We start from the raw sequence: 26,169 nt of genomic DNA, 5'->3' as shown, positions 1-26,169 counted from the left end.
ACGCCGACGGCGGCTCCCGGATTCCGGAAGCCGCCGTCGGTTCGTCATGGGGATCAGATGTTGATCTGGACCTCGGCGACCGAACCGGTCGCCGCCTGGACGACCCGGTCGACCGGGTCGGCCTTCGGAGCCAGGGTGCGCAGGGTCCACTCGCCGTCGCCGGCGAAGAAGCGGAAGTGGCCCGTCGCGGAGGTCGGGACCTCAGCGGTGAACTCGCCGCTCTTGTCGAGCAGACGGACGTAGGCACCGGAGACCGGCGTGGCCTCGTCGCCCGTGCCCCGCAGGACCTGGCCCTGGATGACAGCTTCCTTGGTGACGTTGACGCCCTCGAGGGACAGGCCGCCGATGACCGCGCCGCACATCAGGCGACACCCGGCTCGTCACCGAGAGCGATCGGAACACCGACGAGGGAGCCGTACTCGGTCCACGAGCCGTCGTAGTTCTTGACGTTCTTCTTGCCGAGCAGCTCCTGCAGCACGAACCAGGTGAGCGAGGAACGCTCACCGATGCGGCACAGGGCGATGGTGTCGAGCGACTCGTCGAAGCCGACCTCGGCGTACAGCTCCTGCAGGTCCGCTTCGGACTTGAAGGTGCCGTCGTCGTTCGCGTTCTTGCTCCAGGGCACGTTCACCGAGGTGGGGACGTGGCCGGCGCGCTGCGACTGCTCCTGCGGGAGGTGGGCCGGGGCGAGGAGGCGGCCGGCGTACTCGTCGGGGCTGCGGACGTCGACGAGGTTCTGCACGCCGATCGCGGCCACGACCTCGTCACGGAAGGCGCGGATCGCGGTGTTCTGCTCCTGGGCGACGTAGGTGGTCGCGGCGCGGGTGGGCAGCTCGTCGGTCAGCTCGCGGCTGTCCAGCTCCCACTTCTTGCGGCCACCGTCCATGAGCTTGACGTCGTTGTGGCCGTAGAGCGTGAAGTACCAGTAGGCGTAGGCAGCGAACCAGTTGTTGTTGCCGCCGTACAGGATCACGGTGTCGTCGTTGGAGACGCCGCGGGCCGACAGCAGGGCCTCGAACTGCTCCTTGTTGACGAAGTCGCGACGGACCTGGTCCTGGAGGTCGGTGGTCCAGTCGAGCTTGATCGCGCCGGCGATGTGGCCCTTGTCGTAGGCGGTGGTGTCCTCGTCGACCTCGATGAGAACGACGTTCGGGGTGTTGAGGTTGTCCTCAACCCACTGGGTGGAGACGAGCGAGTTCTCGCGGCTCATGGTGATTCCTTCTGGGTGGTTGCGATGTAAGGCGGACATGCGTCTGGGTCCGGCGGCATGCCGGGGAGGCGGGGCCCTTGGAGGACACGCCGGGGCTGCGTGAGTACGGCGGCGCCAAGCCCGTGCCAGGAAAGGCAGAACGGCTTGGCCCTGAACGCTCAGGCTGGGAAGGGCCCCGTCAGCAGGGTCGACAGAGTGCCGAGCTGACGCGGCAGTTGTCCACCGCGCGCCGCTTGGTCAGCAGCAGGATTGTCGACATGGAGAGGAGCGTATGCGCTTTCCTCGACGCACCACACCTCGGTCTCGCATTACGAGACGAGTGTCCAATTGTTGAGACTCAACGAATCCGGCAGGCGGAGTTGACGGTCCCGTTGGAGCTGCCGACGAAGGCGCCGGGGGTGACAGCGAGGTCGACATCTCCCTCCTGACCGGGGCCGCTGCGCATCACGAAGTCGACACGGTGGCGGCCCTGCGGCTCCAGCTGCACGCCGATCCGCGCGAGCGACCTGCCGGCGAGGTCCTCGATGACCGGGTTCACCACCCGCTGCCCGTCGATCGACAACGAGGTGATCGTCCCGCCAACCGGAGACGTCACGTAGACCACGAGCAACTGGTGGCCCGGCTCGACCCGCTGGCCGGGGAACCCCTGTCCCGTGATCGCGGCCGGCAAGTCCTCCGCGTTGACGGGCGTGTCGCTGTGGAAGTTGATGGAGCCGGCCAGGTCCTGACGCCCGCCGATGCACGAACGCGGGACCACTTCGGCGTCGTACTTGAGGTAGTACTGCATCTTCGTCGGCCCGCCGTCGTTGATGTAGACGCCGACCTGGGGCTGGTCCCCTGCCTCGTCGGAGAACTCGCCCGCGATCGTGGTGCCGTCGATCTCGGCCTGGCTCTCGGGCTCGAAGCTGTGCATCCGGATCCGGCCCTCCATCACCCCTGCGACCAGCCCGCGGATCGACTCCGTCGTGTCGCCTCGACCGGCGGTCAACGCATCGAAGACGGCCTCGGAGACGGCCTGCTGGTAGTCGCTGTGGACCTCGCGGTCGTTGGTGAGCCGGTAGACCTCGTTCTCCACCGCCCCGACGACGTTCCTGGCGGCCACGGGTGGGTAGCCGGGCACAGCAACCGGGCCGGTGCCGCGCAGGAGATAGGACACCGCCACCGGGTCGAGGAAGAACATGCCGTCGAGGCGGCCACCGACCTCGCGCTCCCACCGCGCCCGGATGATGCCGGCCGACCGGACGAAGTCCGGCGTCAGGGTGGCGTTCACCGGACCGTTGGCCAGCGTCAGGCCGAAGATACGGCGCTCCTCCGGGGTCAGCTTCACCACCGGTGCGGGGTTGCGGCCCAGGTCCGCCATGTCGGCCTGCTCGACGATGTCGACCTTGCCGTCCTTCATCCGGACCAGCGACAGGGCACCGGGAAGACCGCCGCCACTGCGCAGCTCGGCGTTGTTCTGCAGGACCATCAGGTAGAAGCGCGGGCGGTCGGTCCCCATCATCCGCGGAATGATCTTCGCTGCGCGGTACGTCGACCCAAGGGTCGTGCGCGCATCGGTGACCAGGCTCCGGAGCTCGTCGTACCGCTCCCGGACGGGACCGACGAAGTGGCTGGAGTCGATCCTCTCGAGGGCGCTCGCCGCGTCATCGAACGCAGCCTCGCTCTGCCGGGCCGGTCCGACCATCCCCTCGATCTGGTCGATGGGGAAGACACCGTTGACCGGCTGGAAGGACTCGGCCTGCACCAGCTCTGCGGCCTCGGCGACCGGAGGAAGGCCGTCGTGCCCGATGTCGGCGAGCACCCGGGCGGCGGTGGCGATGCCCTCGGCATCGTCGCCGAGCAGCGGGACTGCCTCGAACAGCATCCAGGTGAACCCGGACGTCCGCGAGGCGGCGGTGTCGGCCGCTTCCTGGTAGCGCTCGGTCGCCCGCTGGACACCGTCGGCGTCGCCGCGGACGAGCGCTGCGCGCAGGATCTGTGCCTGGCGGTCGACCTCCTGGAGGTGCCGGGCTGCGGACACCGCCACCCACACGCTCCAGACCAGCCCCAGGGCGAGGACACCGAGGAGGACGAGGGTGGACCTGCGCCGGAGCAGACGACGCAGCTTCCGGCCGAACCGTTGCAGGCGGGTACCACGACGACGGCGCACCTCAGGCGACATCGGACCGCCCATCCGCCATCAGTTGAACCCCTCTTGCATGTCGCACGACCGACCGACCCTCGGCCAGCCTAACGGGCCGCGGAGGTCGTCCACGTAGGATCACGACGTTGTTGACAGCGTGCATCGTCATAGCAAGGACGGGGTCTTGGACTTCAAGCAGTTTCTGATGGTGTTGCGACGTCGCTGGATAAGCGTCGCAGCACTGGTACTCGTGGCACTCGCTGCGAGTTCGGCCATCACCTTCACCCGCACGCCCGCCTACGAGTCGCGCGCCCAGGTCTTCCTGACGGTCGACGTCCGGGACACCACCGACGCCTACGCCGCGTCGCTGTTCGCCTCGGGCCGCGCCAGCGCGTACGCCGACCTCGCCAGCAGCACCGAGCTCGCGTCCCGGGTCATCGACCAGCTGGGACTCGACCTGACGTCGGAGCAGCTCGCGTCCCGGATCAAGGCCGAGGTCGTCGAGTCGACCTCGCTGATCGAGCTCCGCGTGAAGGACACCGATCCCCAGCGGGCGCAGCTGATCGCCGAGGTCGTGACCAACGAGTTCACCAAGTACGTCGAGGACCTCGAGGCGCCCACCGAGGGCAGCGCATCCCAGATCAGGGTGCGGGTCACCGACGAGGCCACGCTCAACCGCTCGCAGGTGAGCCCCGACGTGCTGCTGAACCTGGTCGTCGCGGGTCTGATCGGCCTGCTGGTCGGTGTGGCGCTCGCTGTCGCCCGCGACCTGCTCGACCGCACGATCCGCACTGCGGACGACGTCGCCGAGCTGACCGAGTCGCCCGTCCTGGCCAGCATCGGCTTCGACGGCGACATCAAGTCGGCGCCGCTGCTGACCGACCTCGGTGGCTTCGCAGCCCGCACGGAGGCCTTCCGCCTCCTGCGGACCAACCTGCAGTTCATCGACCTCGACCACCAGCCGCGGTGCATCGTGATCACCAGCGCCGTGCCCGGTGAGGGCAAGACGATGACGTCGACGAACCTCGCCGTCGCGCTGGCCCAGACCGGTCGCAACACGCTGATCATCGACGCCGACCTCCGCCGGCCGCGGGTGGCCAGCACGCTCGGCCTCGACCCGGCCATCGGCCTGACGACCGCACTGGTCGGCAAGACCGAGATCCACGACGCCATCCAGGTCCACGAGGCGAGCGGCCTGCACGTGCTCGCCAGTGGCGCCAAGCCGCCGAACCCGACCGAGATCCTGCAGTCGAAGATCACCCAGGACCTGATCAAGCGCCTGCGGTCGTCGTACGACATGGTCATCATCGACGCCCCGCCGCTGCTGCCGGTCGCCGATGCCTCGGTGCTCGCCAAGCTGGCCGACGGCGTCATCGTCGTGGTCCGCCACGGCCGGACGACCAAGGACCAGGTCAACGAGGCGATCAACCGCCTCGGCCAGGTCGGCGGCCGCCTCTACGGCGTCGTGGTCAACATGGTCGCCAAGCGTGCCGTCGGCTCGTATTACTACTACTACTACGAGGAGTCCAGCCCGGCTGGACGCCAGGCGACCGGCAAGTCGTCGTCCTCGTTGAGCGGACGCCGGAAGGCCTGATCAGGCCTTCTTGACGAAGATCATCAGCGTCGGCGCCAGCCGCGGCGGGGTCAACCGGTCCACGAACTGGGCCATCCGCCAGGCCGGCGCTGCGTGGCCGAAGTACGTCGGCTCCGAGGCGTGTCCGTAGACGACCAGCTCGTTCGGCTCCGGGAACAGCCGCTTGAGGTGCTTGCGGGTGTTCATGCTGTAACGGACCGGGAAGACGTCCTCTGCCTTGCGCTCGGGCTGGAGCTTCCGCAACACCTTCGTGTGCAGGTCGTTCGGCACCGCGCGGGCGCCGATCCCGATCATTCCCCACTTGTTCGGGGTCCGGGCAGCGAACCATCCGCCGGGCTTGAGGACACGGAGCAGCTCGCTGGCGACCTGCCCGGCGTCCTCCTCGGCCACGTGCTCCAGCACGTGGTCAGCGATGACGACGTCGAAGGACTCGTCCTCGAATGACAGCTTCTCGCCCGGTGTGATCACGTGGGCACCGGCCAGCGTCTTGTTCTCGAGCACGACCGGGTCGACGTCCACGCCGTAGACCTCGCCCACCCGCTCGTGGAAGGCCCGCAGCCGCTTGTGCAGGGCCGGGAGGGGCTCGGTGGCCCACAGGCCCCGGCCCGCGCCGAAGTCGAGGACCCGGCTGTCGGGCTCGAGCAGCGCGTTGACGCGGGTGTAGAACTCGATGAACCCGTCGTGACGGGTGTAGCCGCCCGCCCGGACCTCGGGGTACAGCCGGCTCAGGGTCGGGCCGGGCCGGAACGCGTCATCCGGTGCAGTCATCTCGTTGCCTTCACTTCTCGCGGCGCACCAGGAGTACGCCGATAGGGGGTCGAGGATAGGGGGTGCCGGTGCGAGACCCGAGGGCTCATCGGGGTTCACCGGCGATCAGGGCGTCGAGTGCGTCGAGCACCCGCGCCGGTGGAATCGACACATCGTCCAGATTGCCGGCGTTGGGCCCGTTCTGGCCGTTCCCGCCGTCGGCCACGAGGTAGCGGTAGTCGGCATCGATGGCCTGGCAGATCGCCCACAGGCCCAGGTGGACATAGGTGCCGGGGAACATCTCGAGCACCTTCACGCCGGCCGGCGAGAAGGTGACGTTGCTCAGGCCCGCACCGTGCGGGGCCAGGATGACCTCGGCCCCGTGGAACAGGTCGATCTGTTCCTGCACGCTGAAGGTGCCCGGGTCGATCATCGTGAAGCCACGGCGCTCGAGCTCGGGCCACAGCTCGGCTTCCTGGACGTAGCGACGGGTGCGCGGCGTCGTACCCCGGGTGATGTAGAGGCGTCGCGGCGCGTCCGGGCCACCGGCACCGGCGGTGGGCCGCAGCCGGTCGCGCAGCCACGCGACGGAGGCCGGGGGTGCCTGCAGAGCCCAGTTCGGGTTGCTCGGCACCAGCAGCCGGTCGGCCGAGACCGTCCGGCCGCGCTCCGGCTGGATCAGTCGCCCCTCGACGCCGGCGAGCTCCAGCAGCTGGCGCTGGTAGCGGGCCTTGTGGGACACGACCACGGCGTCGTACTTCTCGCCGGGCAGGCTGTCCTCGAGGACGCTCAGGCGGGCGATCGCGTCGTAGAGGAAGTGGTAGTAGTTCTCGCTCGTGCCGCGGGTGGTCAGGCTCAGGACCGTGCCGTCGACGTGTTCGACCGGGCCGAGCGTGGGACGCAGGAAGATCGGGTGCTCGCGCCAGTCGAACACCCCGAAGTACGTGCTCGTCTCGTGGTCGAGGACCTTGCCCGGGGTGGTGGTTGCCCCGTAGTCACCGGTCAACCGGCCGCCGGCGACCTCGAGGGTGAACGTCGCCGGCACGGTCACGGCCGGCACGGTGGGGCTCGGCACGGTGGCTTCGCGGACCGCTTCGAACAGCCAGTGCGCTGCCGGCCGGCCCACGGTTGCCGAGCGAACCAGCGGCACCTCCGGTCGACCCGGGTGCACGACGATGCCCGGCTCCCCCGCCGCGGTGTCCACCGAGCGCTCGGTGGCCCTCAGCGGCACTCCCCGACTGCCCAGCAGCCGGGACACCGCCCGGAAGAGATGTCCGAACAGACGGGTGAGCGCCCGGTGCAGGCGCTTGAAGAACGGCCACCAGGGCCGCAGCACGGAGGGAAGGCTCACCGGGATCCCAACCTGCTGACGAAGCGTTGCGTGGCAATCGCCGCCCGGCTGTTGATCACGGACCGGCCGACGTGGCGCACCCGTGGCGACCTCACCAGCCGACGGGCCAGCATCGCTCCACGCCCACCGACGCGGCTGAGCGCCATCTCGAGCTCACGCTCGACCTCCACGTTGAGCGCAACCGAGGTGGGGTGCTTCAGCGGGAACCGGACCTCCTCGGCGGCGTGGTCGCGGCGGCCCTCCGCGACGCCATGGGTGGCGTCCTCGCCCCAACCGACGTTCTCCACCATGTTGACGGCCGGGGAGAGCGCGAACCCGCCCAGGCTGATCATGGTGATCCACCAGTGCTTGTCCCAGCCGTGGGCGATGGTGTCGGTCGAGGCGACCGCATCAGCGAAGTGGTGCTGCCCCGACCGGGTGACCAGCATCCCCGGTTGCGGGACCCACGGCACGGTGCGCACGGGCAGGTCATCGTCGACGTGGTCCCGCGGGAACAACGTGCGGTGCCGCTGCCAGCGATCGGCCCACGTCGCCCAACCCCACACACTCGCCCACGCCGTGAACGCGTAGCTGTCACCGTCGAAGAGCCGGGCCGGAACGCCGAGCCCGCTGCCGGAGACCTGCCACACGCGCGGATCGTCGCGATACCGGTCGAGCAGTTCCGCGGCGTAGCGGAAGAACGACGGCGTCGCCTCGCAGTCGTCCTCCAGCACGATCGCGCTCTCGACCTGGGAGAACAGCCAGTCCAGGCCGAGCTCGACATTCGCTTCGAGGCCGAGGTTCTGGTCGGCGTACCGACGGTGGACCTCGCAGGGCCAGTCGATGTCGTCCAGCACCGCGCGCGTCGCGGCGCACTTCGCCGCGTCATCGGGTCGGGACGTCCTGGGACCGTCGACGATGAGATAGAGCTCGGCGGGTCGGGCCGACCTGATCACGGCCAGCGTTCGTGCTGTCAGCTCTGGCCGATTGAAGGCGATCAGTGCCACGGGAGTGGTGAACAAGCGGGTCCTCGAATTGGGCGTGATCCGTGCGGGGGGCCATCGGACGACGACATTCCACCAGATCCCGCTCATGTTCGTGGCCGGGTCCAGTTACAGTTTCGCCTCGTGCCCCCGATTTCCCCCACACTTGCCCGTGCCTGGCTCCGCCGTCACGCCAAGTCGAGCGCCGCGCGCGCAGGTTTCATGGTCAGTCGGATCGACGAAGACGGTCGGAGGGCCGTGGCTGTCAGTCACAACGACGCGGTCAGCCTCCCCGCAGGCAGCGAAGAGGCCCTGCGCCAGGACAATCCGCGACTCGTCGAGCTGCAGGCGACGTACGACAGCCTCGACGTCGCGGCAGCGGTCCACACGCAGTGGCGCCGCTCGTTCCTCAACAAGAACCTCTCGCTGGCCTGGTTCCGTGGCGACAACGCCTACGTGTGGCAGTTCCGGCAGCTCGGGAACGCCGTCCGGATCCGGATGTACCTCGCGATGCTCGACGTCCTGGAGCGCGACTCCCTCGGCCTGTTCGACAAGGTCTCCGAGGACGGCCTGTTCGGTGCGTTCACGTTCGAGTTCGGCGACCGGCCCTCGGTCAGCCGCGACCTCCTCGACAGCATCAACGAGATCAACTACCTCAACGACCAGATGGGGCTGGCCTCCATCAAGGGCCTGCGCGTGCTCGACATCGGCGCCGGCTACGGCCGTCTCGCGCACCGGATGTCCACCGCGCTCCCGAACCTCGAGGCCTACGACTGCATCGACGGCGTCGCGACGTCGACGTTCCTGTGCGAGTACTACACCGGGTTCCGGGCCCTCCCGCCGTCGGTCCGCGTCGTTCCGCTGGACCAGCACGAGAAGCTCAACGAGCGGTACGACGTCGCCGTCAACATCCACAGCTTCTCGGAGTGCTCGCACGTTGCGATCCAGTGGTGGCTGGACCGGATCGCCGAGCGCGACATCGAGTGGCTGCTCATCGTTCCGAACACGCCCGACGAGCTGCGCAGCACCGAGGCGGACGGCAGCATGAAGCCGTTCCGCCAGGACGTGCTCGACCGTGGTTACGAGCTGGTCGACGACCGGCCGATCCACCAGTCCGACGAGCTCCGTGAGCTCATCGACCTGCACGACCGCTTCTACCTGTTCCGCAAGGTCAAGCAGCCCAGCTGATTCCGGCTGGTCCCGGCCAGTGCTGATGCCCCGTCAGGTTCGACCTGACGGGGCATCTGCGTTCCTAGATCGACCAGGTGGCGAAGGACTGGCCGGTCAGCTGGCGGAACCGGTCGGCCTCGGGCTTGAGCGCGGCCTCGAGCGAGGCGCGCAGGCCGGGGTCGAGCATCGGGACCTCGAGGCGGGCGCCGGTCCGCTTCCAGGCAAGGTGGCTGATCGCGCCGCGCGGTCCCGCGGGCATCCACTGGGCGGCCCGTCCCAGTGGTCCGCGACGGATCTTCAGGAGCCAGTCGGGCAGCGCGCGCCGGTCCTCGCGCACGTTGAACCGGACGAAGTCCTCAGCGCTCGCTTCGGGGCGCTCCAGCTCGAGGAAGTCGAAGATCCGGCCCATCGTGCCGACCACGTCACTGGCGAGATCGGCGAGGTCCAGCACGAGGATCCTGTCGCGGTCGAAGCGGCGCAGGTAGTCCTCGAGCTGCGTGGCGTAGCGGCTCGAGTCGATCAGCCCGTTGGTCCGGTCCTCGGGGTCGGCGAGCTCCTCCTCCAGCGTCCGGGTGGTGGCGCGCCACTGCAGCTGTTCGACGTACTCCGCCACCAGCCGCTCGATCGGGTCCCGCACCAGGTAGATCAGCCGTGCTTCCGGGATGAGGTCGGCCATCCGGTCGACCACGCCGGGGAAGCAGGCCGCCTTCGTGTAGAACGGGGTGGACTCGGCCCGGTAGCGGGTGCCGGTCTGGAACTGGTCCTGGTAGGCACCGATCCAGGAACGGTGATCCGGGTCGGTGAAGAACCGCATCTCCTTGTCCACGGACACCGAGATCTCCGGATGGACGTCCAGGTAGTTGTGCACGCTGGTGGTGCCGGCCTTCATCGCCCCGATGACCACGAGGTTGGGCAGCCGGTCGGGATCGGGATCGACGGCAACCGCGTCCCCGCGCGCCTGGCGCTGGCGGGCCGGGATCCGCACCGAGCAGTTCGCGCAGGCGTCGAGTCCGTTCGCGTCCGCGGCCACCGTCCAGCCATTGGCGCGCAGGCCCTGCGGGGTGTTGATCGTCAGATTGGGGGGCGTGCAGACGTCACACTGCATCGAGACGTAGCCGTGAGTCAGGCGTGCGAGAACGGTCATGGACGGTCTGCACAACAGTGGGGAGAGGGCGACACGCCGCACACCATAGCCGCACGACGACGCAGGTTTGGGCCACTCCCGCAGACCCGGCCGGGGCTGTGTAGTCTCACCGCGTGCGCCAGGCCCTCACGACCCTTGTGTTCCTGTTGCCGCCCAGCCGGATCAAGAACCAGCTGCTGCGCAGGCTGGGACACGACGTGCCGGACACGGCCGTCGTCGGCATCTGCCTGGTGCGCCGTGTCGATCGCTTCGAGCTCGGCGAAGGAACCCTGATCCACCACTTCAACCTGTTCCGCGACCTGCGCCTGGTGAAGACGGGCGCCGGCTGCCGGATCATGCTCTTCAACCAGGTCGTCGGGGACTCCGGCTACGAGCCGGGCGCGGTCCAGACGGAGAACCTGCGCACGCTGCGCATGGGCGACGACTCGCACATCATCAGCCAGCACTACCTCGACTGCGGCGGCGGCGTGCTGCTCGGCGACCAGTCGTGGGTGACCGGCATCCGGTCCACGCTGCTCTCGCACGCCTTCGACCCGACCAACGGCGGCGTCATCCTCGACCCGGTCACGATCGGCGACCGCGCCGTGATCGCGACCTCGTGCACGATGCTGCCCGGCACGACCGTGGGCGAGGGCGCGTTGCTCGCTGCGGGCTCGACCACGTGGACCGGCCAGGACGTCAAGCCGGGCCACCTCAGCGGCGGAGTCCCCGCCCGACGGCTGTCGGTGATCGACATTCCCCGACATGTCTACAACCGCGCCCGTTACCAACGACCCGGGGACGTCGTTGCCCCTTCGGAACCCCCCACATCTGAGTTGAGGTCGGAATGAACGAAGTTGAGACCAGGATCGTCGCGATCATCACGGACCTGCTGGAGCGGTCGGACCACGGAGACCTGGCGGTCACCCCCGACGTACGCCTCCACGGCGACGACGGGCTCGGGCTGGACTCGCTCGAGACCGCTGAGCTGTCCGCGATCCTCGAGGACGAGCTGGGTACCGACCCGTTCGGTGCCGGCCTGCTGCCCGAGACCGTCGGCGAGGTCATGGCGTTCTACGCCGACCAGGCCGCGGCCACCGCATGAGCGCACCTCGCACCGTCATCGTCACCGGCGGTAGCCGGGGCCTCGGCCAGGGAATCGTCCAGTCGTTCCTCGACGCCGGCGACCGCGTGGCCACCTGCTCGCGTTCCGAGACCGACGCCGTGCGCGCCTGGCAGAAGGACCCGCAGTACGCCGACCGTTTCCTCTTCCGCGAAGCCGACCTCGCCGACCGCGAGCAGTCGACCCAGTTCGTCAAGGACGTGCTGGCGGAATGGAACTCCGTCGACGTACTGATCAACAACGCGGGCGTCGCACGCGACGGCATCCTCGCGCTGTTCTCGGACGACGACACGGACACGGTCATCGACCTCAACCTCAAGGCGACGATCCACGTCACCCGTCAGGTGGTCCGCAACATGCTCGTCCACGGCGGCGGCCGGATCGTCAACATCTCCTCGATCGTCGGCCTGACCGGCTATCGCGGGCTCACGGTGTACGGCGCCACCAAGGCCGCCCTCGACGGGTTCACCCGCGCGCTGGCCCGTGAGCTCGGCAGCCGCAAGGTGACGGTCAACAGCATCGCCTCCGGCTACCTGCGTACCGAGATGAGCCATGGCCTCGATGGCGGGCAGCTCGACCAGATCGTTCGTCGTACCCCCGCGGGCCGCCTCGGCGAACCTGCGGACATCGCGCGCGCCATCGACTTCCTCGTCGACCCGCGCAACGACTGGATCACCGGCCAGGTGCTGGTGGTGGACGGCGGCCTGACCGCCTGACCCGTTCGACCGTTCGACGGTCAGGCGCGGTGCTTGCCGCGCCTGACCGGTTCGACGGGGCCGCCCTTCCAGGCGATCGCCACCCACCAGCACGCCGTCGTGACACCCGTGCCGATCGCCATCGCCCACAGGGCGCCCTCGGCACCCCCGAGCGCGGCGCCGACGACCATGCACACGCCGGCCAGCACGAGGCTGACGATGTCGGTCACCATCGCCACCTGGATCCGGTGCCGACCGATCAGGGCCGCGCGCAGGCCGCTCTGCCCGGCCATCAGGAGCACCTTCAGGCTCACCGCCAGCATCAGCGGCTCCACCACGTCCCACGCCTCGCCGAGCACGGCGCGGCCGATCACGTCGGGCAGGAACACCAGGAGCGCCATGGTCAGCACGCCGACCACGAAGCAGATCACCATCGCCCGGCGGACGTGCGGCCAGTAGCTCTCGCCGTTCTCCCGCTCGCGCGCGATGTCCGCAGCGGCCGAGGTCGAGACGGACGTCTGAACGGCGGTGCTGGGCGCCGCGAGCAACGTGGCCGCGCGGAACGCCGCGACCGCGAGCGGGCTGCTGAACAGCGACATCAGGGATGCCGTGAGCAGCACGGTGCCGCTGGCCGCCACGCCGCCCACCAGGGAGCGCCACGAGAATCCCCAGTGCTCGCGCACCCAGGCCAGGCCGTCGCGGGTGGGTACGCCGTACTGCACGAAGACCCAGAGGGCGGCGACGGCACCCGAGCCGGCCCAGATCGCCACCAGCCAGGTGAGCGAGTCGAGATCGAGGGCGATGATCGCGCCGAAGCCGGCCGCAAGCAGGAGGACCCACAGCGCATCGAGGACGATCGACTTGCCGGGCTGCTGGCGTCCGATGCCGAGGTAGCGCCCGACGTCGTGCACGAGCAACAACGGCATCGGTGCAGCCAGGGCGAGGATCGGACCGGCCAGGGCGCTGTCCGCGGCCAGCAGGGCCAGGCCTGCGGCCAGGCACAGGACTCCAGCGACCAGCCCGATCAGGAAGGTCGAGGCCAGGATGCTCCGCGGGCGGGTGTCGGCGTCCTCGGGATGCACCACGACGGTCGTCGAGATCAGGCTGCGGATCGCCACCTGCGCGACGGTGAAGACCATCATGATCAGGCTGAAGCGACCGAAGTCCTCCGGCTCGAAGGAGTGCGCGACCCAGATCAGGGCACCGATGTTGGAGAGGCTGGAGAGGATCTGGTCCAGCGTGATCAGGCCGACGCGGCGGCCCGACCCTGCGGTGGTCTGGGTCATCAACTACCTGCCGACATGGCCTGCACCAGGTCGAGGTAGCCGTCGATGAGCGTGGCGAGCTGTTCGGGCGGAAGCCGCCTGTCGTCGGTCGAGATGTTGTGGACCAGCTTGCCGCGGTAGTTCAGCGTCGCGGCGAACACCACCTGGTTCGGGGCGGACGGCAGCTGGCCGCTCGGGAAGCGCAGCCACTCGGGGTCGGTGCCGGGATCGACCACCCCCATGTTGCTCACGACCACGCACGGCGGTCCGGCCGCGAGCGCAGCCGCGACGAGGGCCTTGCCTGCGACGAGGTCGACGACGTGCTCGACGCGGGTGAGGTGGAAGAAGAGCTCGGCCTCGCCCCGGCCGAGCGCCTCGCGGATCGTGGACGCGACCTCGGTGGCCAGTCCCCAGACGTCATTGACGTCGACCCGGTACGGCCGGCCCAGCACACCCACGGCCATCGACGGCGGCCGACCCGGGTCGTCGCTGGGCAGCGAGACGTCGGCCGGCACCGAGAGGTGCAGTGCCGTCGTCGGGTCGGCGTCGCAGAGGTGCCGTGCCACGGCGACCAGCCAGGCCGCACCGACCGTGGAGAACGCCCCGGAGCCGTGCACCTTCCCGGCCTTCACCAGGCTCGTCGCGCGTTCCTGGTCGAAGACCATCACCTGCAGACGGGAGCGCCGCTCCCCGCTGACATCGGGCCACCACGCCGGGCCGGGCTCGCCGATGTCGACGCTGCGGGTCTTCAGGTCACGGAGCACGTCGATCAGCGCGCGGCGGTCCTGCTGCCAGGGGAAGTCCTGCCGCGTCGCCGGCGCCTCCGACAGGGACTGCTGCTCGGGGATCTCCTGCCCGTCGAGGAACCGGACGAAGGCCTGGATCTCCGAGATCCCGATCCGGCCGTCGAAGAAGGAGTGGTGCCCGACGAACAGCACCCGGGAACTGCCCTCCGCCGGACTCCGCAGGTAGCGCAGGCGCAACGGCGTCCCGAGGTCGTAGCGGATCGCCGCTTCCTCGTCGTAGACCGAGTCCCACAGGTCCTCGGTGAGCTCGCGCGAGGTGAAGAACTCGCCGTCGGTGCCGGCATCGGCGATGGTGAGGTCCTCGCGGGCGACGGTGCGGGCGAGCACCCGCCGCGCCCGGAACTCCTGCCACCGCTCGGCGACGAACTCGACGTCGAAGCAGCGATCGAGGTCGGCGCTGATCAACACATTGGCCGGCCAGCACTGGTCGAGCAGCGTGTAGTACTTCTCGGCGACCGTCATCGATCGGTGGGAACCCACGGTTCACTCCTCCTGGGGGGTGGTGGCGGCGACATCCTGTCACGCGAGGCGTGGCCGCCCACCGCCTTCGTGAAGGAAACGGTTCGGGGACCCGCCAGTCACGGCCATGGCCCTGCTTGGATACTGGTCCGCATGATCCGGCTCCTCGAAGCGGCTGCTGCGAGAACGCCTTCGCAGCCCGCGGTCATCACCCCCGAAGGCGTCGTCTCGTACGACGACCTGCTCGCCGAGGCGCGGATCGTTGCTGCCGCTCTCACCCGTCGCGGGATCGCCCGGTTCGCGATCGTCGAGCCCGATGCGGCGTGGGTGTTGCGCCTGCTGGGCGGCGCTGCGGCCGCCGGGGTCGAGCCGTGCCAGTACCAGCCCGACATCGACGCCACCCAGTTCGCCGAGCAGTCCGCGACCCTGGGTCACGAGTTCGTCGTGAGTCGGCGCGAGGACTTGGTCGGGGACTTCACGGTGATCCGGCCGCAGGAGCTGCTCGCCGACGCCGGCGACGCGACCACCTCGTCGCTCGATGTCGCGACGGACGGCCCGCAACCGTTGATGATCCGCACCACCGGAACGACCGGCCTGCCCAAGGCGGCACGCCACGACTGGAGCGTGCTCGCGCGGACCGCCCAGGACGCGAAGCCGCGGCCCGAGCAGCGCTGGTTGCTCGCCTACGGCCCGCACCAGTTCGCGGGCATCCAGGTCCTGCAGCACGTCGTCTCCATCGGCGCGACCCTTGTCGCACCCTTCCCCCGGCAACCGCGCGACGGCCTCGAGGCCCTGCTGGCCGGAGACGTCACGTGCGTCAGCGCGACGCCGACGTACTGGCGCTTCCTGCTCGCCGAGGCCCGCAGCCGGCAGGCCGCCCTGCCGGAGCTGTCGCAGATCACCCTGGGCGGCGAGGCCAGCTCCCCCGACCTGCTCACCGATCTGCAGGCAGCCTTCCCGACGGCCCGGATCTCCCAGGTCTACGCGTCCACGGAGTTCGGCTCCATCGCCTCGGTGCGCGACGGCCGGCCGGGACTGTCGGCGTCCAGCCTGTGGAGCGACACCAACCCCGACGGCCTGCTGCGCGTCATCGACGGCGAGCTGTGGGTCCGCGCCGGCACCGGCATGCTCGGCTACGCCGGCGAAACCGCCGAGACCGCCGAGACCGACGAGACCGCAGCCGAGACCGGCTGGAAGCCCACCGGCGACCTGGTCGACCTGGTCGAGGACCGCGTGGTCTTCCGCGGCCGCACGTCCGAGGTGATCAACGTCGGTGGCGTGAAGGTGCATCCGTTGCCCGTCGAGGACCGGATCACCCCGCTCCCCTCGGTGGCCATGGCGCGCGTCTTCGGTCGCCCGAACCGCCTCACCGGCGCCATCGTGGCCGTCGAGATCGTGCCCGAGGGTGGGCTCGACGGCGCCGACACCAACGAGATCCGGCGCCAGATCAGTGCCGCCCTGGCCGACCTGCCGCCGGCGTGGCACCCCCGCAGCGTCAAGCTGGTCGCGTCGTTCGAGACCCGCGGGGAGAAGACCGTGCGGGGCCTGCAGGACTGACGGAAACCGGTGGGCACGAAGTCACTGGACCTGCCGACGACCCCTCCCTCCCGTCAGTTATCCTCCGCATGAACTGCTGGCCCGATCAAAGCCAGCTCCATCTGGCATGGAGGTCCGTTGCCGTCTGACTTCGCCTATCAATCGCTCCGGCGACTCGCCACTGTTCCCGGTGCCCGGCACCTGGTGCAGCGACTGCGCAACGAGCAGGACGAGATGCGCCTGGCCATCGGCCGGCTCGAGACGCACCTGCTGGACGTCCGGCCGGCGCCGACCACCCTCGAGGACGTGGAGTTCCGCGTGTTCTCGCAGTTCGGCGAGGACGGCATCATCCAGCACCTCGCCCGCACGACGAAGGTCCAGGACACGACGTTCGTCGAGATCGGGACCGGCGACTACCGCGAGTCGAACACGCGCTTCCTGCTCCAGAACAACAACTGGCGCGGCCTGATCATCGACGGCGGCGAGGAGCACGTGAAGTTCGTGCTCGGCACGAGCCTGAGCTGGCGCCACGACGTCGAGCCGGTGTCCGCGTTCGTCACCACCGAGAACATCAACGACCTGATCTCCGGTGGCGGTTTCACCGGAGGCCTGGGCCTGTTGTCGGTCGACGTCGACGGCAACGACTACTGGATCTGGGACGCGATCACCGTCGTCGACCCGGCCATCGTCGTGGTCGAGTACAACGCGCTCCTCGGACCCGACGCCGCCATCACGGTGCCGTACGACCCGGCGTTCGTGAACTCCTCGGCGCACTACTCGCAGCTCTACTTCGGCGCCTCGCTGGGTGCGTTCGTGCACCTCGCGAAGAGTCGCGGCTACCGGTTCGTCGGCTGTGCGAGCAACGGCGCGAACGCCTTCTTCGTCCGCGAGGACGTCGCCGGCGACCTGCCGGAGCAGACCGCCCGTTCGGGCTACCGCGAGAGCCGCTTCCTGACGGCGCGCAACGAGGACGGAACGCTGTCGCGGATCCGTTCCCGTGCGGACCGGATCGCGACGATCGGGCACCTGCCGGTCATCGACGTCACCACGGGCGAGACGACCACGGTCGCCGAGGCGGTCGAAGGCGGCGCCGGAGACAACGCATGAGGCACCGGCTTCGGGTCCTCAAGGCCAAGACCCTCGCCTGGCTCGGATTCCTCGGGCTGGTCGTGGCCGTGGCCCGTCGTCGGGTGGACCAGGTGTGGGTCGGCGACTCCAACTCGGTGCTGTTCGTCAGGGACAGCTTTCCGCCCCTCGGCGTCGGCAACGACGGCGACCGGCGCTGGGTCTGGCACCTCGGCCCGCGGCTGATGTTCTCGATGGCCCGGGACGACTTCAAGCCCGGCATGCACCGCGCGCTGCGGATCCTGCGACGGGTTCCGGGCAGCGACCGGGTCACCTGGTTCTTCAGCTTCGGCGAGATCGACGTGCGCTGTCACCTGGCACCGCACGTCAAGGAGAAGCCCGAACTGCCGTTCGTCCCGACCTACGTCGAGCGGGTCCGGCGCCTGGCTGCCGACCTCGGCGCGCCCCGCGCGTTCGTGGTGGTGCCCGTACCGCCGGCCCTCGACACCCTCATCGACGAAGCCTTCCCGATCAAGGGAACGCCGGCTGAGCGACTCGAGGCACACCGCCTCATGCGGGCCGACCTGCTGGCCGTCACGCGGGCCAACCAGACGGGCCCGACGATCCATGCCGTGGACCTGACCGATCTCCTGAGCGACGCCAGCGGCCACTTCCGTCCCGAGCTCACCTACGACGGCGTGCACCCGACGGACGCCGGCCGCACCCTGATCCGTGAGGGCGTCACGCGCAGCCTGCAGTCCACCTGATCCACCGCGCCCGACCACGCAGAAGGCCGCCGCCTCGTCAACGACGGGGCGGCGGCCTTCTTCTCCGTCAGGACAGGGTGCCGGGCACCAGCCGCTGGATCACGGCGCGGCCGCGGTCGTCGTCCTCGTGGACGACGGCGACGTCCCAGTACGTGCGCGCGCGGGCGGGCCCGGGCTGGTTGTCGAGCCCCTTGGCCGCCGTGGCGATCTCGTCGATGCTGGCCTGCCCGAGTGCCGCACCGCCGTTGTCCCACACAGCGACGTGGCGGTAACCGAGCTCGGCCAGCCGCGGCCAGACCGCGAGCGGGTCCAGGTCGGCCAGCCGCGTCAGGTACGGGTCGTACTCGAAGAACAGCACCGGACGCGCGTCCGCCCAGGCCTCGGCGATCGCCGGCACCAGGTTGACGTCGTAGCCGTCGGTGTCGGACTTGACCAGCCGAAGGTCACGGAAGGCGGGGTTGTCGTTGCGCAGTCGCGTCGCCGAGACCGTGGGCATGGCGTCGGTCGCCGCGCCCTTCACGAAACGGGTCGTGCCGCCGGTGCGGACGGCGGTGCCGCCGCTGCTGCCCTCGTCGACGACCAGCAGGGCCTCGACGACCGAGACCCGCTTGTCGTTGTCGACGTTGCGGTGCAGGAAGTCGAGGTAGGCCCGGTCCGCTTCGATGCACAGCACCTTGCCGTCGGCCGCGTTCAGGATCTGGACCGCGGAGTCACCCACGTTGGCGCCGACGTCGAGCACCGTCAGCGGCGGCGCTGCCTCGGCGAGGCCGCGCGCCAGCTCCACGAGGTTCTGCCCGTACAGCGGGCCCCAGGTGGCGTAGTCGGGCAACCGGTGCGACCACGGCAGGACCAGGCGAACGCCCTGGACCTCCCGGATGACCGGCCGGAACGGGAACCGGTCGCGAATCATCCAGCTCACGCGTCGCTTGGCCGTCGAGACAATCGCGTCGGGACGCATCATGCGTCGAGCTCCTTCTTGTGCTGCACGAGGCGACCGAGGTGCTCGATGTCGGCGTCGACCATCAGCTGTGCCAACTCGGTCGCGTGGGTCTTGGCCTTCCATCCCAGCACGGAGTGGGCCTTGGACGCATCACCGATGAGCGCGTCGACCTCGGTCGGCCGCTCGTAGGACTTGTCGTAGCGGACGTGGTCCTCCCAGTTGAGGCCCGCGTGGGAGAACGCCGCCTCGCAGAACTCGCGGACCGTCGCGCCGACACCCGTGGCCAGGACGAAGTCCTGCGGCTCGTCCTGCTGCAGCATCCGCCACATGCCTTCGACGTACTCGGGCGCGAAGCCCCAGTCGCGTACGGCGTCCAGGTTGCCCAGGTCGAGGTGGTCGGAGATGCCGAGCTTGATCGAAGCCACACCGAGGGTGATCTTGCGGGTCACGAAGCTCTCGCCGCGACGCGGCGACTCGTGGTTGAACAGGATGCCGGAGACCGCGAACAGGTCGTAGGCCTCGCGGTAGTTGATGGTCACCCAGTGGGAGTAGAGCTTCGCCGCGCCGTACGGCGACCGCGGGTAGAAGACCGTTGACTCGTTCTGCGGCGGCGGGGTCGCGCCGAACATCTCGGACGTGGAGGCCTGGTAGAACCGGCAGTCCAGCCGGGCGGCGCGGATCGCCTCGAGCAGTCGCAGCGTCCCGACCGCGTCCGTGGACGCGGTGTACTCGGGCAGCTCGAACGACACCTTGACGTGGCTCTGGGCACCCAGGTTGTAGACCTCGTGCGGGGCGATGTCACGCAACTGGTTGCTCAGGCTGACCCCGTCCGTGAGGTCGCCGTAGTGCAGATGCAGGTCTGCCGCTCCGTGCAGGTGATCGATCCGGCTGCGGTTCAGGGTCGACGACCGACGGACCAATCCGTGGACTTCGTACCCCTTTCCGAGCAGCAGTTCGGCGAGATAGGAACCATCCTGACCGGTGATGCCGGTGATGAGTGCGCGCTTCGTCACGGGGGCACAGTATCGTCGCGTCCCATGCGTCTCGTCGTGGATGCGGTCGTTGGGCTCCCCGGCAGCGTGGCGATCGTGCTTGAACACCTCACCCGGGGATGGTCCGAGACCTTCCCCGAGGATGAGATCACCGTCCTGTTCGGCCCGGAGAGCCACCGCTTCCCGTTGCCCGAAGGAGTTCGTGCGGAGGTCCTCGAACGGCCCCGCGGACCCGTCGGCGGCCTGTGGCTGCGATCGGTGTCGATCCGCAGGGCCGCGAAGCGCCTGCGCGCGGACGCCGTGATCGTGGGCGTTCCCGCTTCCGCACTGGCCGGCACCCGCGCGCCCCGGGGCGTGATCCTCTACGACCTCCGCTTCGAGCTGCGCCCCGACCAGTTCTCGCGCAAGGCCCGCATCGCCCGCACCATCTCGTGGGCATGGAGCCTGCGGCTCGCGGACGGCATCTTCACCATCTCCGAGCGAACGCTGACGGACTTCCGTGACCTGCACCCGGCGCTCGCCGCCCGGGCCGTCGCTGCGCCGCTCGGCTCCGACCATGCGTTGGCATGGACTCGTCCGCCGGCCGGCGACCGGCCCTATGCGATCGCGTTCGGGCACTTCAGCAACAAGAACGCCGACGCGGTCATCGCCGGCTGGGCGGAGTTCTGCGCGTCCTCCGGCCCCGATGGCCCGGGCTGGCTGCTCCGCCTCGTCGGCATGGGTTCCGCCGACCGCGCCGCCGCCACCGAGGAGGTACGACGTCTCGGCATCGAGGAGCACGTCGAGCTGATGCCCTGGCTGGACGACGATGCGTTCCAGTCCTGCTTCACCGGCGCCGGGCTCGTCGTGTTCCCGTCCGACTTCGAGGGCTTCGGACTCCCGGCGGCCGAAGCGCTGCGCCTCGGCATCCCGACCGTCATCTCCGCCGACCCGGCGCTCGCCGAGGTCACCGGCGGGCACGCCATCACGGTGCGCTCCACCACGGCCACGGACCTCGCCGACGGCATTCGCAGAGCCCTGGCCCTCACGCCGGACCAGCTCGCCGCAGGCCAGTCGTTCGCCCAGGCATTCACCTGGCGTCGTACCGCCGAGGTCATCAGGGCGGGGTTGCCGCCCGCGACTGAGTGACCTGCTGCTGTACTACCGTCCGACATTCCACCGCATCGGGAGAACGTGATGACCAACTCGCACGACTGCCCTGCCTGCGCAGGACCTCGCGTCCGCACGGCAGTCGCCTCCCGGGCAACCGGCCGGCGGATCAGCACGTGTCTCGACTGTGGCGTGCACTTCTGGCACGACCACGAGGACGCCGAGCGCCTCGAGGCCATCGAGCTCCAGATCGAGTGGTCGGACGACGACTACAGCGACTGGGTCGACATCAAGCGTGAGCAGGTGGGACCGGAGGCCTGGCGCGAGGCGCTGGGCTGGGTCCGCGATGCCCTGCCCGCCCGGGCCGCCGACACCGCACCGGTGCTGTACGACGTCGGGGCCGGCGACGGCGAGTTCCTCAGCGTCGCCCGCGACGACTTCGGCTTCTCGGTCACCGGCAACGAGATCGTCGCCGGCGCCGTCAAGCTGGCCAAGGACCGCCACGACGTCGACCTCGACCTCGGCGACCTGTCCAGCCTCGGGCACGTCGAGGACATCGACGCCGTCACCCTGTGGTGCGTGCTCGCGCACGTCACCGACACCGACCAGCTGCTCGCGGACACCCACACGATGCTGCGCCCCGGTGGCGTGCTGTTCCTGCAGACGCCGCACTGGACGAAGGCCGACACCATGGCCCACGCGGCCAAGCGCGTCACCTTCGGGCGGTTCAGCAAGGTGCCCGATCGCCGGATCGCCCAGCACCACTGGATCCTGCACACCCGCGAGAGCATCACCGCGCAGCTCACCCGACTCGGGTTCGTCGACATCGTTGCGGAGCCGCGGCTTCGCTACACCCTCACGTCGGAGGCCTACATCGCCTCGATGAACCCGCCGAAGTGGTCGGTCCGACCCGCCGCTCGACTGCTGGACCGGCTGATCTCCAGCCCGATCGCACCGCGCATCGTGCTGGACGTGCGGGCCCGCAAGGCCTAACGCGCCTCGCGACGCCCCGGGAGCGGAAGCTTCCCGAGGTAGGCCTCGTCCTCGTCGACGCCGGAGCGCAGGCGGGCGAGGTCCGCGGCGACCATCGCGTCGATCGTCTCCTCGAAAGTGGTCGCTGCACGCCAGCCCAGCGCCACCGCAGCAGGCTCCGGGTCGGCGACGAGTACGGCGGTGTCGGCCGGCCGGACGAGCGAGGGGTCCTGGTCGACGTACCCCTCGGCACTGCCGAGGCCCGCAGCGACGAAGGCGCGGTCGACCAGGTCCACCAGCCGGTGCGGGCGACCCGTGCCGATGGGCAGGTCCACGGGGACCTCGGCGTCGACCATCAACCGGATCGCCTCGACGTAGTCACCGGCAAAGCCCCAGTCCCGTACGACGTCCAGGTTGCCGAGGACGAGGCGATCCCGTCGACCCAGTGCGATCTCCGCCGCCCCCTGGGTGATCTTGCGGCTCACGAAGGTCACCGCTCGCAACGGGCTCTCGTGGATGTAGAGACGCCCGATCGACGCGGCCAGGCCGCGGTCACGCGCGTCCCGTACGACGTCCTCGGCCGCAGCCTTGGACCGCGCATAGGGACTGGCCGTCGCGTCGCCGCTGACCTCGGCCGACGAGGCCTGGAACAGGCGCACCTGCCGACCGGTCCGGTCACGCTGCGCGAGCAGGGCCGTGACCAGGATCTCCACGGCAGTCTGGTTGACCGCCTGCGTCAGCTCGGGCTCGTGCCAGCTGCGCCCGACCGAGCTCACCGCCGCCAGGTTGTAGACCTCGTCGGGCTCGACGTCCGCGACGAGCGCGCGCAGGCCGTCTCCGTCGCGCAGGTCGAGCGATCGCAGCTCGGCTCCGGCGAGGTAGGCATGGCGGGGCTGGTCGTCGATCGCACCGGAGACGGTCCCGACCACGCGGATTCCGTCCGCAAGGAGGGAGCGGGCGAGGTAGATTCCGTCCTGCCCCGCGACGCCAGTGACGAGGGCAGTGCGCACAGGCGCGAGTGTAGGAGACGACGAATCGGCAGAGTTGCCGGGAGCCGACTCCCACGTTGCCGCGTCACCGTGACGCAGGGCTGGTCTAGTCGTTGGTAGGTCATCGCTGGGGGGCGGTTCACATCATTCAGATCCTGAGGAGAATTTCATGAGTTCGGGCCCCGTAGACGTCCTGGTTGCCGGTGGCGGCGGATTCATCGGAGGACACCTCGTCGCTGATCTCCTCGCTCAGGGCAAGACCGTCCGCTCGATCGACGTCAAGCCGATGGACGAGTGGTACCAGGTGCACCCCGATGCCCAGAACGGCGTCGCCGACCTGTCGCTGCTCGCCGATGCCGAGGCAGCCACCGAAGGTGCGCGCGAGGTCTTCATGCTCGCCGCCGACATGGGTGGCATGGGCTTCATCGAGAACAACAAGGCGCTGTGCATGCTGACGGTGCTCACCAGCACCCACATGCTGCAGGCGGCGAAGAAGTTCGACGTCGAGCGCTACTTCTACTCCTCCTCCGCGTGCGTCTACGCCGCGGACAAGCAGACCGACACCGCGGTCACCGCGCTGAAGGAGTCCGACGCCTACCCGGCGCAGCCCGAGGACGGCTACGGCTGGGAGAAGCTCTTCTCGGAGCGGATGGCCCGCCACTTCACCGAGGACTACGGCCTGATCACCCGCACCGCCCGCTACCACAACGTCTACGGCCCCGAGGGCACGTGGACCGGCGGCCGCGAGAAGGCGCCCGCCGCCGTGTGTCGCAAGATCGCCGAGGCGGTCATCACCGGCAAGCACGAGCTCGAGATCTGGGGCGACGGCGAGCAGACCCGCAGCTTCATGTACGTCGACGACTGCGTGGAGGGCTCGCAGCGCATCCTGGCCAGTGACCTCGAGGTGCCGATCAACCTGGGCTCGGCCGAGCTGGTCTCCATCAACCAGCTCTACTCGATCGTCGAGGAGATCGCCGGCATCAAGTGCGAGCGGAAGTACGACCTCAGCGCGCCCCAGGGCGTGCGCGGCCGCAACTCCGACAACACCATGATCAACGAGGTCTTCGGCTGGGAGCCGTCGATCACGCTCGCCGACGGTCTGGCCAAGACCTATGCCTGGGTCTACGACCAGGTCAAGCGCGCCCACGGCTGACGAGGACTGAGCAGTTGCGGATTCTGGTCCACGACCACAGCGGACACCCCTTCCAGGCCGAGCTGAGTCGCGAGCTCGCCCGTCGGGGGCATGACGTCACCCACTCGTACGTCGAGGGCTACGTGTCCGGCAAGGGCAAGCTCGAGGCGGCACCCGGCGAGACGATCACGTTCGAGGGCATCGGCGGCGCCAAGCTGATCGACAACCAGCGGATGGCCCAGCGGCTCGTGCGCGAGGTCCGTCGTGGCTTCGAGCTGGTCCGCCACGTGCGTCGGGTGAACCCCGACATCACGATGATGTCGAACGTGCAGATCCCGACCCTGGTGATCTTCGCGTTCGCGATGGCCGTGCTGCGCAAGCCGTGGGTGCTGTGGCACCAGGACGTCTACGCCATCGCCGTGAAGTCCTTCAGCGGCAGCAAGCTGCCCAAGCACTTCGCAGTCGTGGCCTGGGCCTTCGAGGTCGCCGAACGCTGGTGCTCCCGCCGCGCCGCCGCGATCGTCGTGATCGCCTCGTCGTTCGTCCCCGTCCACGAGAAGTGGGGTACGGCGGCCAAGGTCACCGTGATCCCCAACTGGGCGCCGCTCGACGAGATCCGGCCGGTCGAGCGCAAGAACGACTGGGCGATCGAGCACGAGGTCGACGACGTCCGCACCCTGGTCTACTCCGGCACGCTCGGCCTCAAGCACAACCCCGAGTTGCTCGTCCACCTCGCGAAGGCGACCGCCGACGCCGGCCAGCCGGTCCGACTGGTCGTCGTGAACTCCGGCCCCGCCGTCGACGTACTCCGTGCCGAAGCGGAGCGGCTGGACGTGCCGATCACCCTGCTGCCGTTCCAGCCGTACGAGCGCCTGCCCGAGGTCCTCGGCAGCGGCGACGTCCTCGTCGTCCTGCTCGAGAAGGAGGCCGGGGCGTTCTCGGTCCCCTCGAAGACGCTGTCCTACCTGTGTGCGGGGCGACCGGTCCTGGGCCTGATGCCCGCCGAGAACCTCGCCTCGTCCCTGGTGACCCGTGCGGGCGGGCTGGTCCTGCCGCCTGCCGAGGCCTCCGTCGCCGAGGCCGGCGCCTGGCTCGTCCAGGTCCTCCAGGACGACGAGATGCGCACCGAGCTCGGTGAGGCGTCGCGTGACCTGGCGGAGCAGGAGTTCGCTCTCGACGGCTGTGCCACGAAGTTCGAAGGGCTCCTGCGCACCCATGTCCGGGCGCGCGGCGCGGGTTCGTCCCGCCTCGGCTGAAGGTCCCGCCTTCAATCCTGCAAGTGATTCGTACCCCATCGGCCACTCGCTCGTTGGGCTGGGTGCAGGGTCCCCCACCCCGCATCGGGACGACCACAACTCGGGTCTGGTCTGTGGCAGGAGGTAGCAGTTGAAGAAGCGCGCGTTCGACGTCGTCGTGATCAGCCTGGCCGCCGTCGTCTGGGTACCTGTGGTGGCCGTTGCCGCCGCAGCCGTGCTCCTCTTCTCAGGTCGACCCATCTTCTACCGCTCCCGCCGTTGGGTGGGGCCGAAGACCGTCATCGAGATGGTCAAGCTCCGCGTGATGGTGCGCGACGCGCACAAGGTCACCGCACCCGTCGACAGCGGCAGGTTCCTCAACACCCCGCACGACTCCCCGCTCTACACCTCGGTCGGCCGCGTGCTCGACCGCCTCGGACTCAACGAGATCCCCCAGTTCGTCCACGTCCTCAAGGGCGAGATGAGCATCGTCGGCGCCCGCCCCCTGACCGACGCCGTCCGCGGTGCGCTCACCGACCAGCACGCCGACATCGACTCGCGCTGGGAGACCCCGGCCGGCCTGACCGGACTGCCGCAGCTCGTCGGTCGGTGCTCGCTGACCGACGACCAGCGCCTGGAGCTGGAGTCGGCGTACTCCCGCCAGAGCGCAGCCAGCCCGAGCATCGCGCTCGACTTCAAGATCCTGCTGTTCACGGTCCTCATCACCTTCGGCGTCCGCAAGCCGATGTCGTTCGACGAGGCGCTCCAGCTCGCGGCCCCGCGCCGCCAGCGCTCCACCGTGCACATGCCCGACCTGGCGCCGCA

At 69.4% G+C, this 26,169-nt stretch carries 26 protein-coding genes; 13 read left to right on the top strand and 13 right to left on the bottom strand.

The window, feature by feature from the left end; genetic code table 11:
- Nucleotides 1-53 precede the first annotated feature (53 nt).
- The 4 genes from ACOADB_RS22160 to ACOADB_RS22145 all read right to left on the bottom strand — a co-directional run bounded on the left by ACOADB_RS22160 (nt 54) and on the right by ACOADB_RS22145 (nt 3,371).
- Nucleotides 54-362, bottom strand: coding sequence for a DUF1416 domain-containing protein (locus ACOADB_RS22160; protein ID WP_378603695.1), 309 nt, complete (start codon nt 360-362; stop codon nt 54-56).
- Entirely contained in the window at nt 362-1,210 is an 849-nt protein-coding gene (locus ACOADB_RS22155) for a sulfurtransferase (RefSeq protein ID WP_378603692.1), read from the bottom strand. Before ACOADB_RS22155 ends, ACOADB_RS22160 begins: the two co-directional genes overlap by 1 nt.
- Nucleotides 1,211-1,388: 178 nt before the next feature.
- Nucleotides 1,389-1,469, bottom strand: a complete 81-nt coding sequence (locus tag ACOADB_RS22150; protein WP_378603891.1) for a putative leader peptide — start codon at nt 1,467-1,469, stop codon at nt 1,389-1,391.
- 78 nt (nt 1,470-1,547) lie between these two features.
- Nucleotides 1,548-3,371: a DUF4012 domain-containing protein gene (locus tag ACOADB_RS22145; RefSeq protein ID WP_378603689.1), complete on the bottom strand. Its 1,824-nt coding sequence runs from the start codon at nt 3,369-3,371 to the stop codon at nt 1,548-1,550.
- A gap of 145 nt (nt 3,372-3,516) precedes the next feature.
- Between ACOADB_RS22145 and ACOADB_RS22140 the strand changes: the two genes are divergently transcribed.
- Nucleotides 3,517-4,926: a polysaccharide biosynthesis tyrosine autokinase gene (locus ACOADB_RS22140; RefSeq protein WP_378603686.1), complete on the top strand. Its 1,410-nt coding sequence runs from the start codon at nt 3,517-3,519 to the stop codon at nt 4,924-4,926.
- Here the strand turns inward: ACOADB_RS22140 and ACOADB_RS22135 are convergent, their stop codons facing one another.
- From ACOADB_RS22135 to ACOADB_RS22125, 3 genes are all read right to left on the bottom strand, one after another.
- Nucleotides 4,927-5,694 (bottom strand): class I SAM-dependent methyltransferase, encoded by a 768-nt coding sequence (locus tag ACOADB_RS22135; protein ID WP_378603683.1) that lies wholly within the window; start codon nt 5,692-5,694, stop codon nt 4,927-4,929. It abuts the gene before it with no gap.
- Between the two features lie 85 nt (nt 5,695-5,779).
- Nucleotides 5,780-7,024: a glycosyltransferase family 61 protein gene (locus tag ACOADB_RS22130; RefSeq protein ID WP_378603680.1), complete on the bottom strand. Its 1,245-nt coding sequence runs from the start codon at nt 7,022-7,024 to the stop codon at nt 5,780-5,782.
- Nucleotides 7,021-8,025: a hypothetical protein gene (locus tag ACOADB_RS22125; RefSeq protein WP_378603677.1), complete on the bottom strand. Its 1,005-nt coding sequence runs from the start codon at nt 8,023-8,025 to the stop codon at nt 7,021-7,023. The genes ACOADB_RS22130 and ACOADB_RS22125 overlap by 4 nt, the downstream gene beginning before the upstream one ends.
- A 219-nt stretch (nt 8,026-8,244) precedes the next feature.
- Here ACOADB_RS22125 and ACOADB_RS22120 point away from each other — a divergent pair, with 219 nt between their 5' ends.
- Complete coding sequence (locus ACOADB_RS22120; RefSeq protein WP_378603674.1) at nt 8,245-9,174, top strand: hypothetical protein; 930 nt, start codon at nt 8,245-8,247, stop codon at nt 9,172-9,174.
- Nucleotides 9,175-9,238: 64 nt separating this feature from the next.
- Here ACOADB_RS22120 and ACOADB_RS22115 read toward each other — a convergent pair whose 3' ends face one another.
- The gene (locus ACOADB_RS22115; RefSeq protein ID WP_378603671.1) at nt 9,239-10,300 is read right to left on the bottom strand and encodes a sulfotransferase family protein; all 1,062 of its coding nucleotides are present in this window, start codon (nt 10,298-10,300) and stop codon (nt 9,239-9,241) included.
- 113 nt (nt 10,301-10,413) lie between these two features.
- On the opposite strand from ACOADB_RS22115, the gene ACOADB_RS22110 reads away from it, so the two are divergent.
- The 3 genes from ACOADB_RS22110 to ACOADB_RS22100 are packed head-to-tail and all read left to right on the top strand — an operon-like array spanning nt 10,414 to nt 12,118.
- Nucleotides 10,414-11,130: an acyltransferase gene (locus ACOADB_RS22110; RefSeq protein ID WP_378603668.1), complete on the top strand. Its 717-nt coding sequence runs from the start codon at nt 10,414-10,416 to the stop codon at nt 11,128-11,130.
- Complete coding sequence (locus tag ACOADB_RS22105) at nt 11,127-11,384, top strand: hypothetical protein (protein WP_378603665.1); 258 nt, start codon at nt 11,127-11,129, stop codon at nt 11,382-11,384. The genes ACOADB_RS22110 and ACOADB_RS22105 overlap by 4 nt, the downstream gene beginning before the upstream one ends.
- Complete coding sequence (locus ACOADB_RS22100; RefSeq protein ID WP_378603662.1) at nt 11,381-12,118, top strand: SDR family NAD(P)-dependent oxidoreductase; 738 nt, start codon at nt 11,381-11,383, stop codon at nt 12,116-12,118. The genes ACOADB_RS22105 and ACOADB_RS22100 overlap by 4 nt, the downstream gene beginning before the upstream one ends.
- A gap of 20 nt (nt 12,119-12,138) precedes the next feature.
- On the opposite strand, the gene ACOADB_RS22095 is transcribed toward ACOADB_RS22100, so the two are convergent.
- Together ACOADB_RS22095 and ACOADB_RS22090 are read right to left on the bottom strand one after the other, a co-directional pair.
- Complete coding sequence (locus ACOADB_RS22095) at nt 12,139-13,383, bottom strand: oligosaccharide flippase family protein (protein WP_378603659.1); 1,245 nt, start codon at nt 13,381-13,383, stop codon at nt 12,139-12,141.
- Nucleotides 13,383-14,648 carry a phthiocerol/phthiodiolone dimycocerosyl transferase family protein gene (locus tag ACOADB_RS22090; protein WP_378603656.1) on the bottom strand — a complete coding sequence of 422 codons (1,266 nt, stop codon included), beginning with the start codon at nt 14,646-14,648 and terminating at the stop codon, nt 13,383-13,385. Before ACOADB_RS22090 ends, ACOADB_RS22095 begins: the two co-directional genes overlap by 1 nt.
- Before the next feature lie 132 nt (nt 14,649-14,780).
- Between ACOADB_RS22090 and ACOADB_RS22085 the strand changes: the two genes are divergently transcribed.
- From ACOADB_RS22085 to ACOADB_RS22075, 3 genes are all read left to right on the top strand, one after another.
- Entirely contained in the window at nt 14,781-16,184 is a 1,404-nt protein-coding gene (locus ACOADB_RS22085; protein WP_378603653.1) for a class I adenylate-forming enzyme family protein, read from the top strand.
- Nucleotides 16,185-16,301: 117 nt separating this feature from the next.
- The gene (locus tag ACOADB_RS22080; RefSeq protein ID WP_378603650.1) at nt 16,302-17,270 is read left to right on the top strand and encodes a hypothetical protein; all 969 of its coding nucleotides are present in this window, start codon (nt 16,302-16,304) and stop codon (nt 17,268-17,270) included.
- The gene (locus ACOADB_RS22075) at nt 17,267-17,995 is read left to right on the top strand and encodes a hypothetical protein (protein WP_378603647.1); all 729 of its coding nucleotides are present in this window, start codon (nt 17,267-17,269) and stop codon (nt 17,993-17,995) included. Before ACOADB_RS22080 ends, ACOADB_RS22075 begins: the two co-directional genes overlap by 4 nt.
- A gap of 67 nt (nt 17,996-18,062) precedes the next feature.
- On the opposite strand, the gene ACOADB_RS22070 is transcribed toward ACOADB_RS22075, so the two are convergent.
- Complete coding sequence (locus tag ACOADB_RS22070; protein ID WP_378603644.1) at nt 18,063-18,956, bottom strand: FkbM family methyltransferase; 894 nt, start codon at nt 18,954-18,956, stop codon at nt 18,063-18,065.
- Entirely contained in the window at nt 18,953-19,948 is a 996-nt protein-coding gene (gene gmd, locus ACOADB_RS22065) for a GDP-mannose 4,6-dehydratase (protein ID WP_378603641.1), read from the bottom strand. Before gmd ends, ACOADB_RS22070 begins: the two co-directional genes overlap by 4 nt.
- A 24-nt stretch (nt 19,949-19,972) precedes the next feature.
- On the opposite strand from gmd, the gene ACOADB_RS22060 reads away from it, so the two are divergent.
- Nucleotides 19,973-21,055 carry a glycosyltransferase gene (locus ACOADB_RS22060; RefSeq protein WP_378603638.1) on the top strand — a complete coding sequence of 361 codons (1,083 nt, stop codon included), beginning with the start codon at nt 19,973-19,975 and terminating at the stop codon, nt 21,053-21,055.
- 48 nt (nt 21,056-21,103) lie between these two features.
- Nucleotides 21,104-22,009 (top strand): class I SAM-dependent methyltransferase, encoded by a 906-nt coding sequence (locus ACOADB_RS22055; RefSeq protein ID WP_378603635.1) that lies wholly within the window; start codon nt 21,104-21,106, stop codon nt 22,007-22,009.
- Here ACOADB_RS22055 and ACOADB_RS22050 read toward each other — a convergent pair.
- Nucleotides 22,006-22,998 (bottom strand): GDP-mannose 4,6-dehydratase, encoded by a 993-nt coding sequence (locus ACOADB_RS22050; RefSeq protein ID WP_378603632.1) that lies wholly within the window; start codon nt 22,996-22,998, stop codon nt 22,006-22,008. The two genes, ACOADB_RS22055 and ACOADB_RS22050, sit on opposite strands and share 4 nt — an antisense overlap.
- 148 nt (nt 22,999-23,146) lie before the next feature.
- On the opposite strand from ACOADB_RS22050, the gene ACOADB_RS22045 reads away from it, so the two are divergent.
- From ACOADB_RS22045 to ACOADB_RS22035, 3 genes are all read left to right on the top strand, one after another.
- Entirely contained in the window at nt 23,147-24,130 is a 984-nt protein-coding gene (locus ACOADB_RS22045) for an NAD-dependent epimerase/dehydratase family protein (protein ID WP_378603629.1), read from the top strand.
- 14 nt (nt 24,131-24,144) lie between these two features.
- On the top strand, nt 24,145-25,365 hold the full coding sequence (locus ACOADB_RS22040; protein ID WP_378603626.1) for a glycosyltransferase family 4 protein: 1,221 nt from the start codon (nt 24,145-24,147) through the stop codon (nt 25,363-25,365).
- Nucleotides 25,366-25,495: 130 nt separating this feature from the next.
- The coding region (locus ACOADB_RS22035) for a sugar transferase (protein ID WP_378603623.1) at nt 25,496-26,169 on the top strand (674 nt) is incomplete at its 3' end.

Source organism: Nocardioides sp. CPCC 206348 (assembly GCF_048654705.1).
In the GTDB taxonomy this organism is placed as follows: Bacteria; Actinomycetota; Actinomycetes; order Propionibacteriales; family Nocardioidaceae; genus Nocardioides.
The sequence above is the reverse complement of the archived record's forward strand: the minus strand, read 5'-3'. Positions and strand labels throughout refer to the sequence as shown.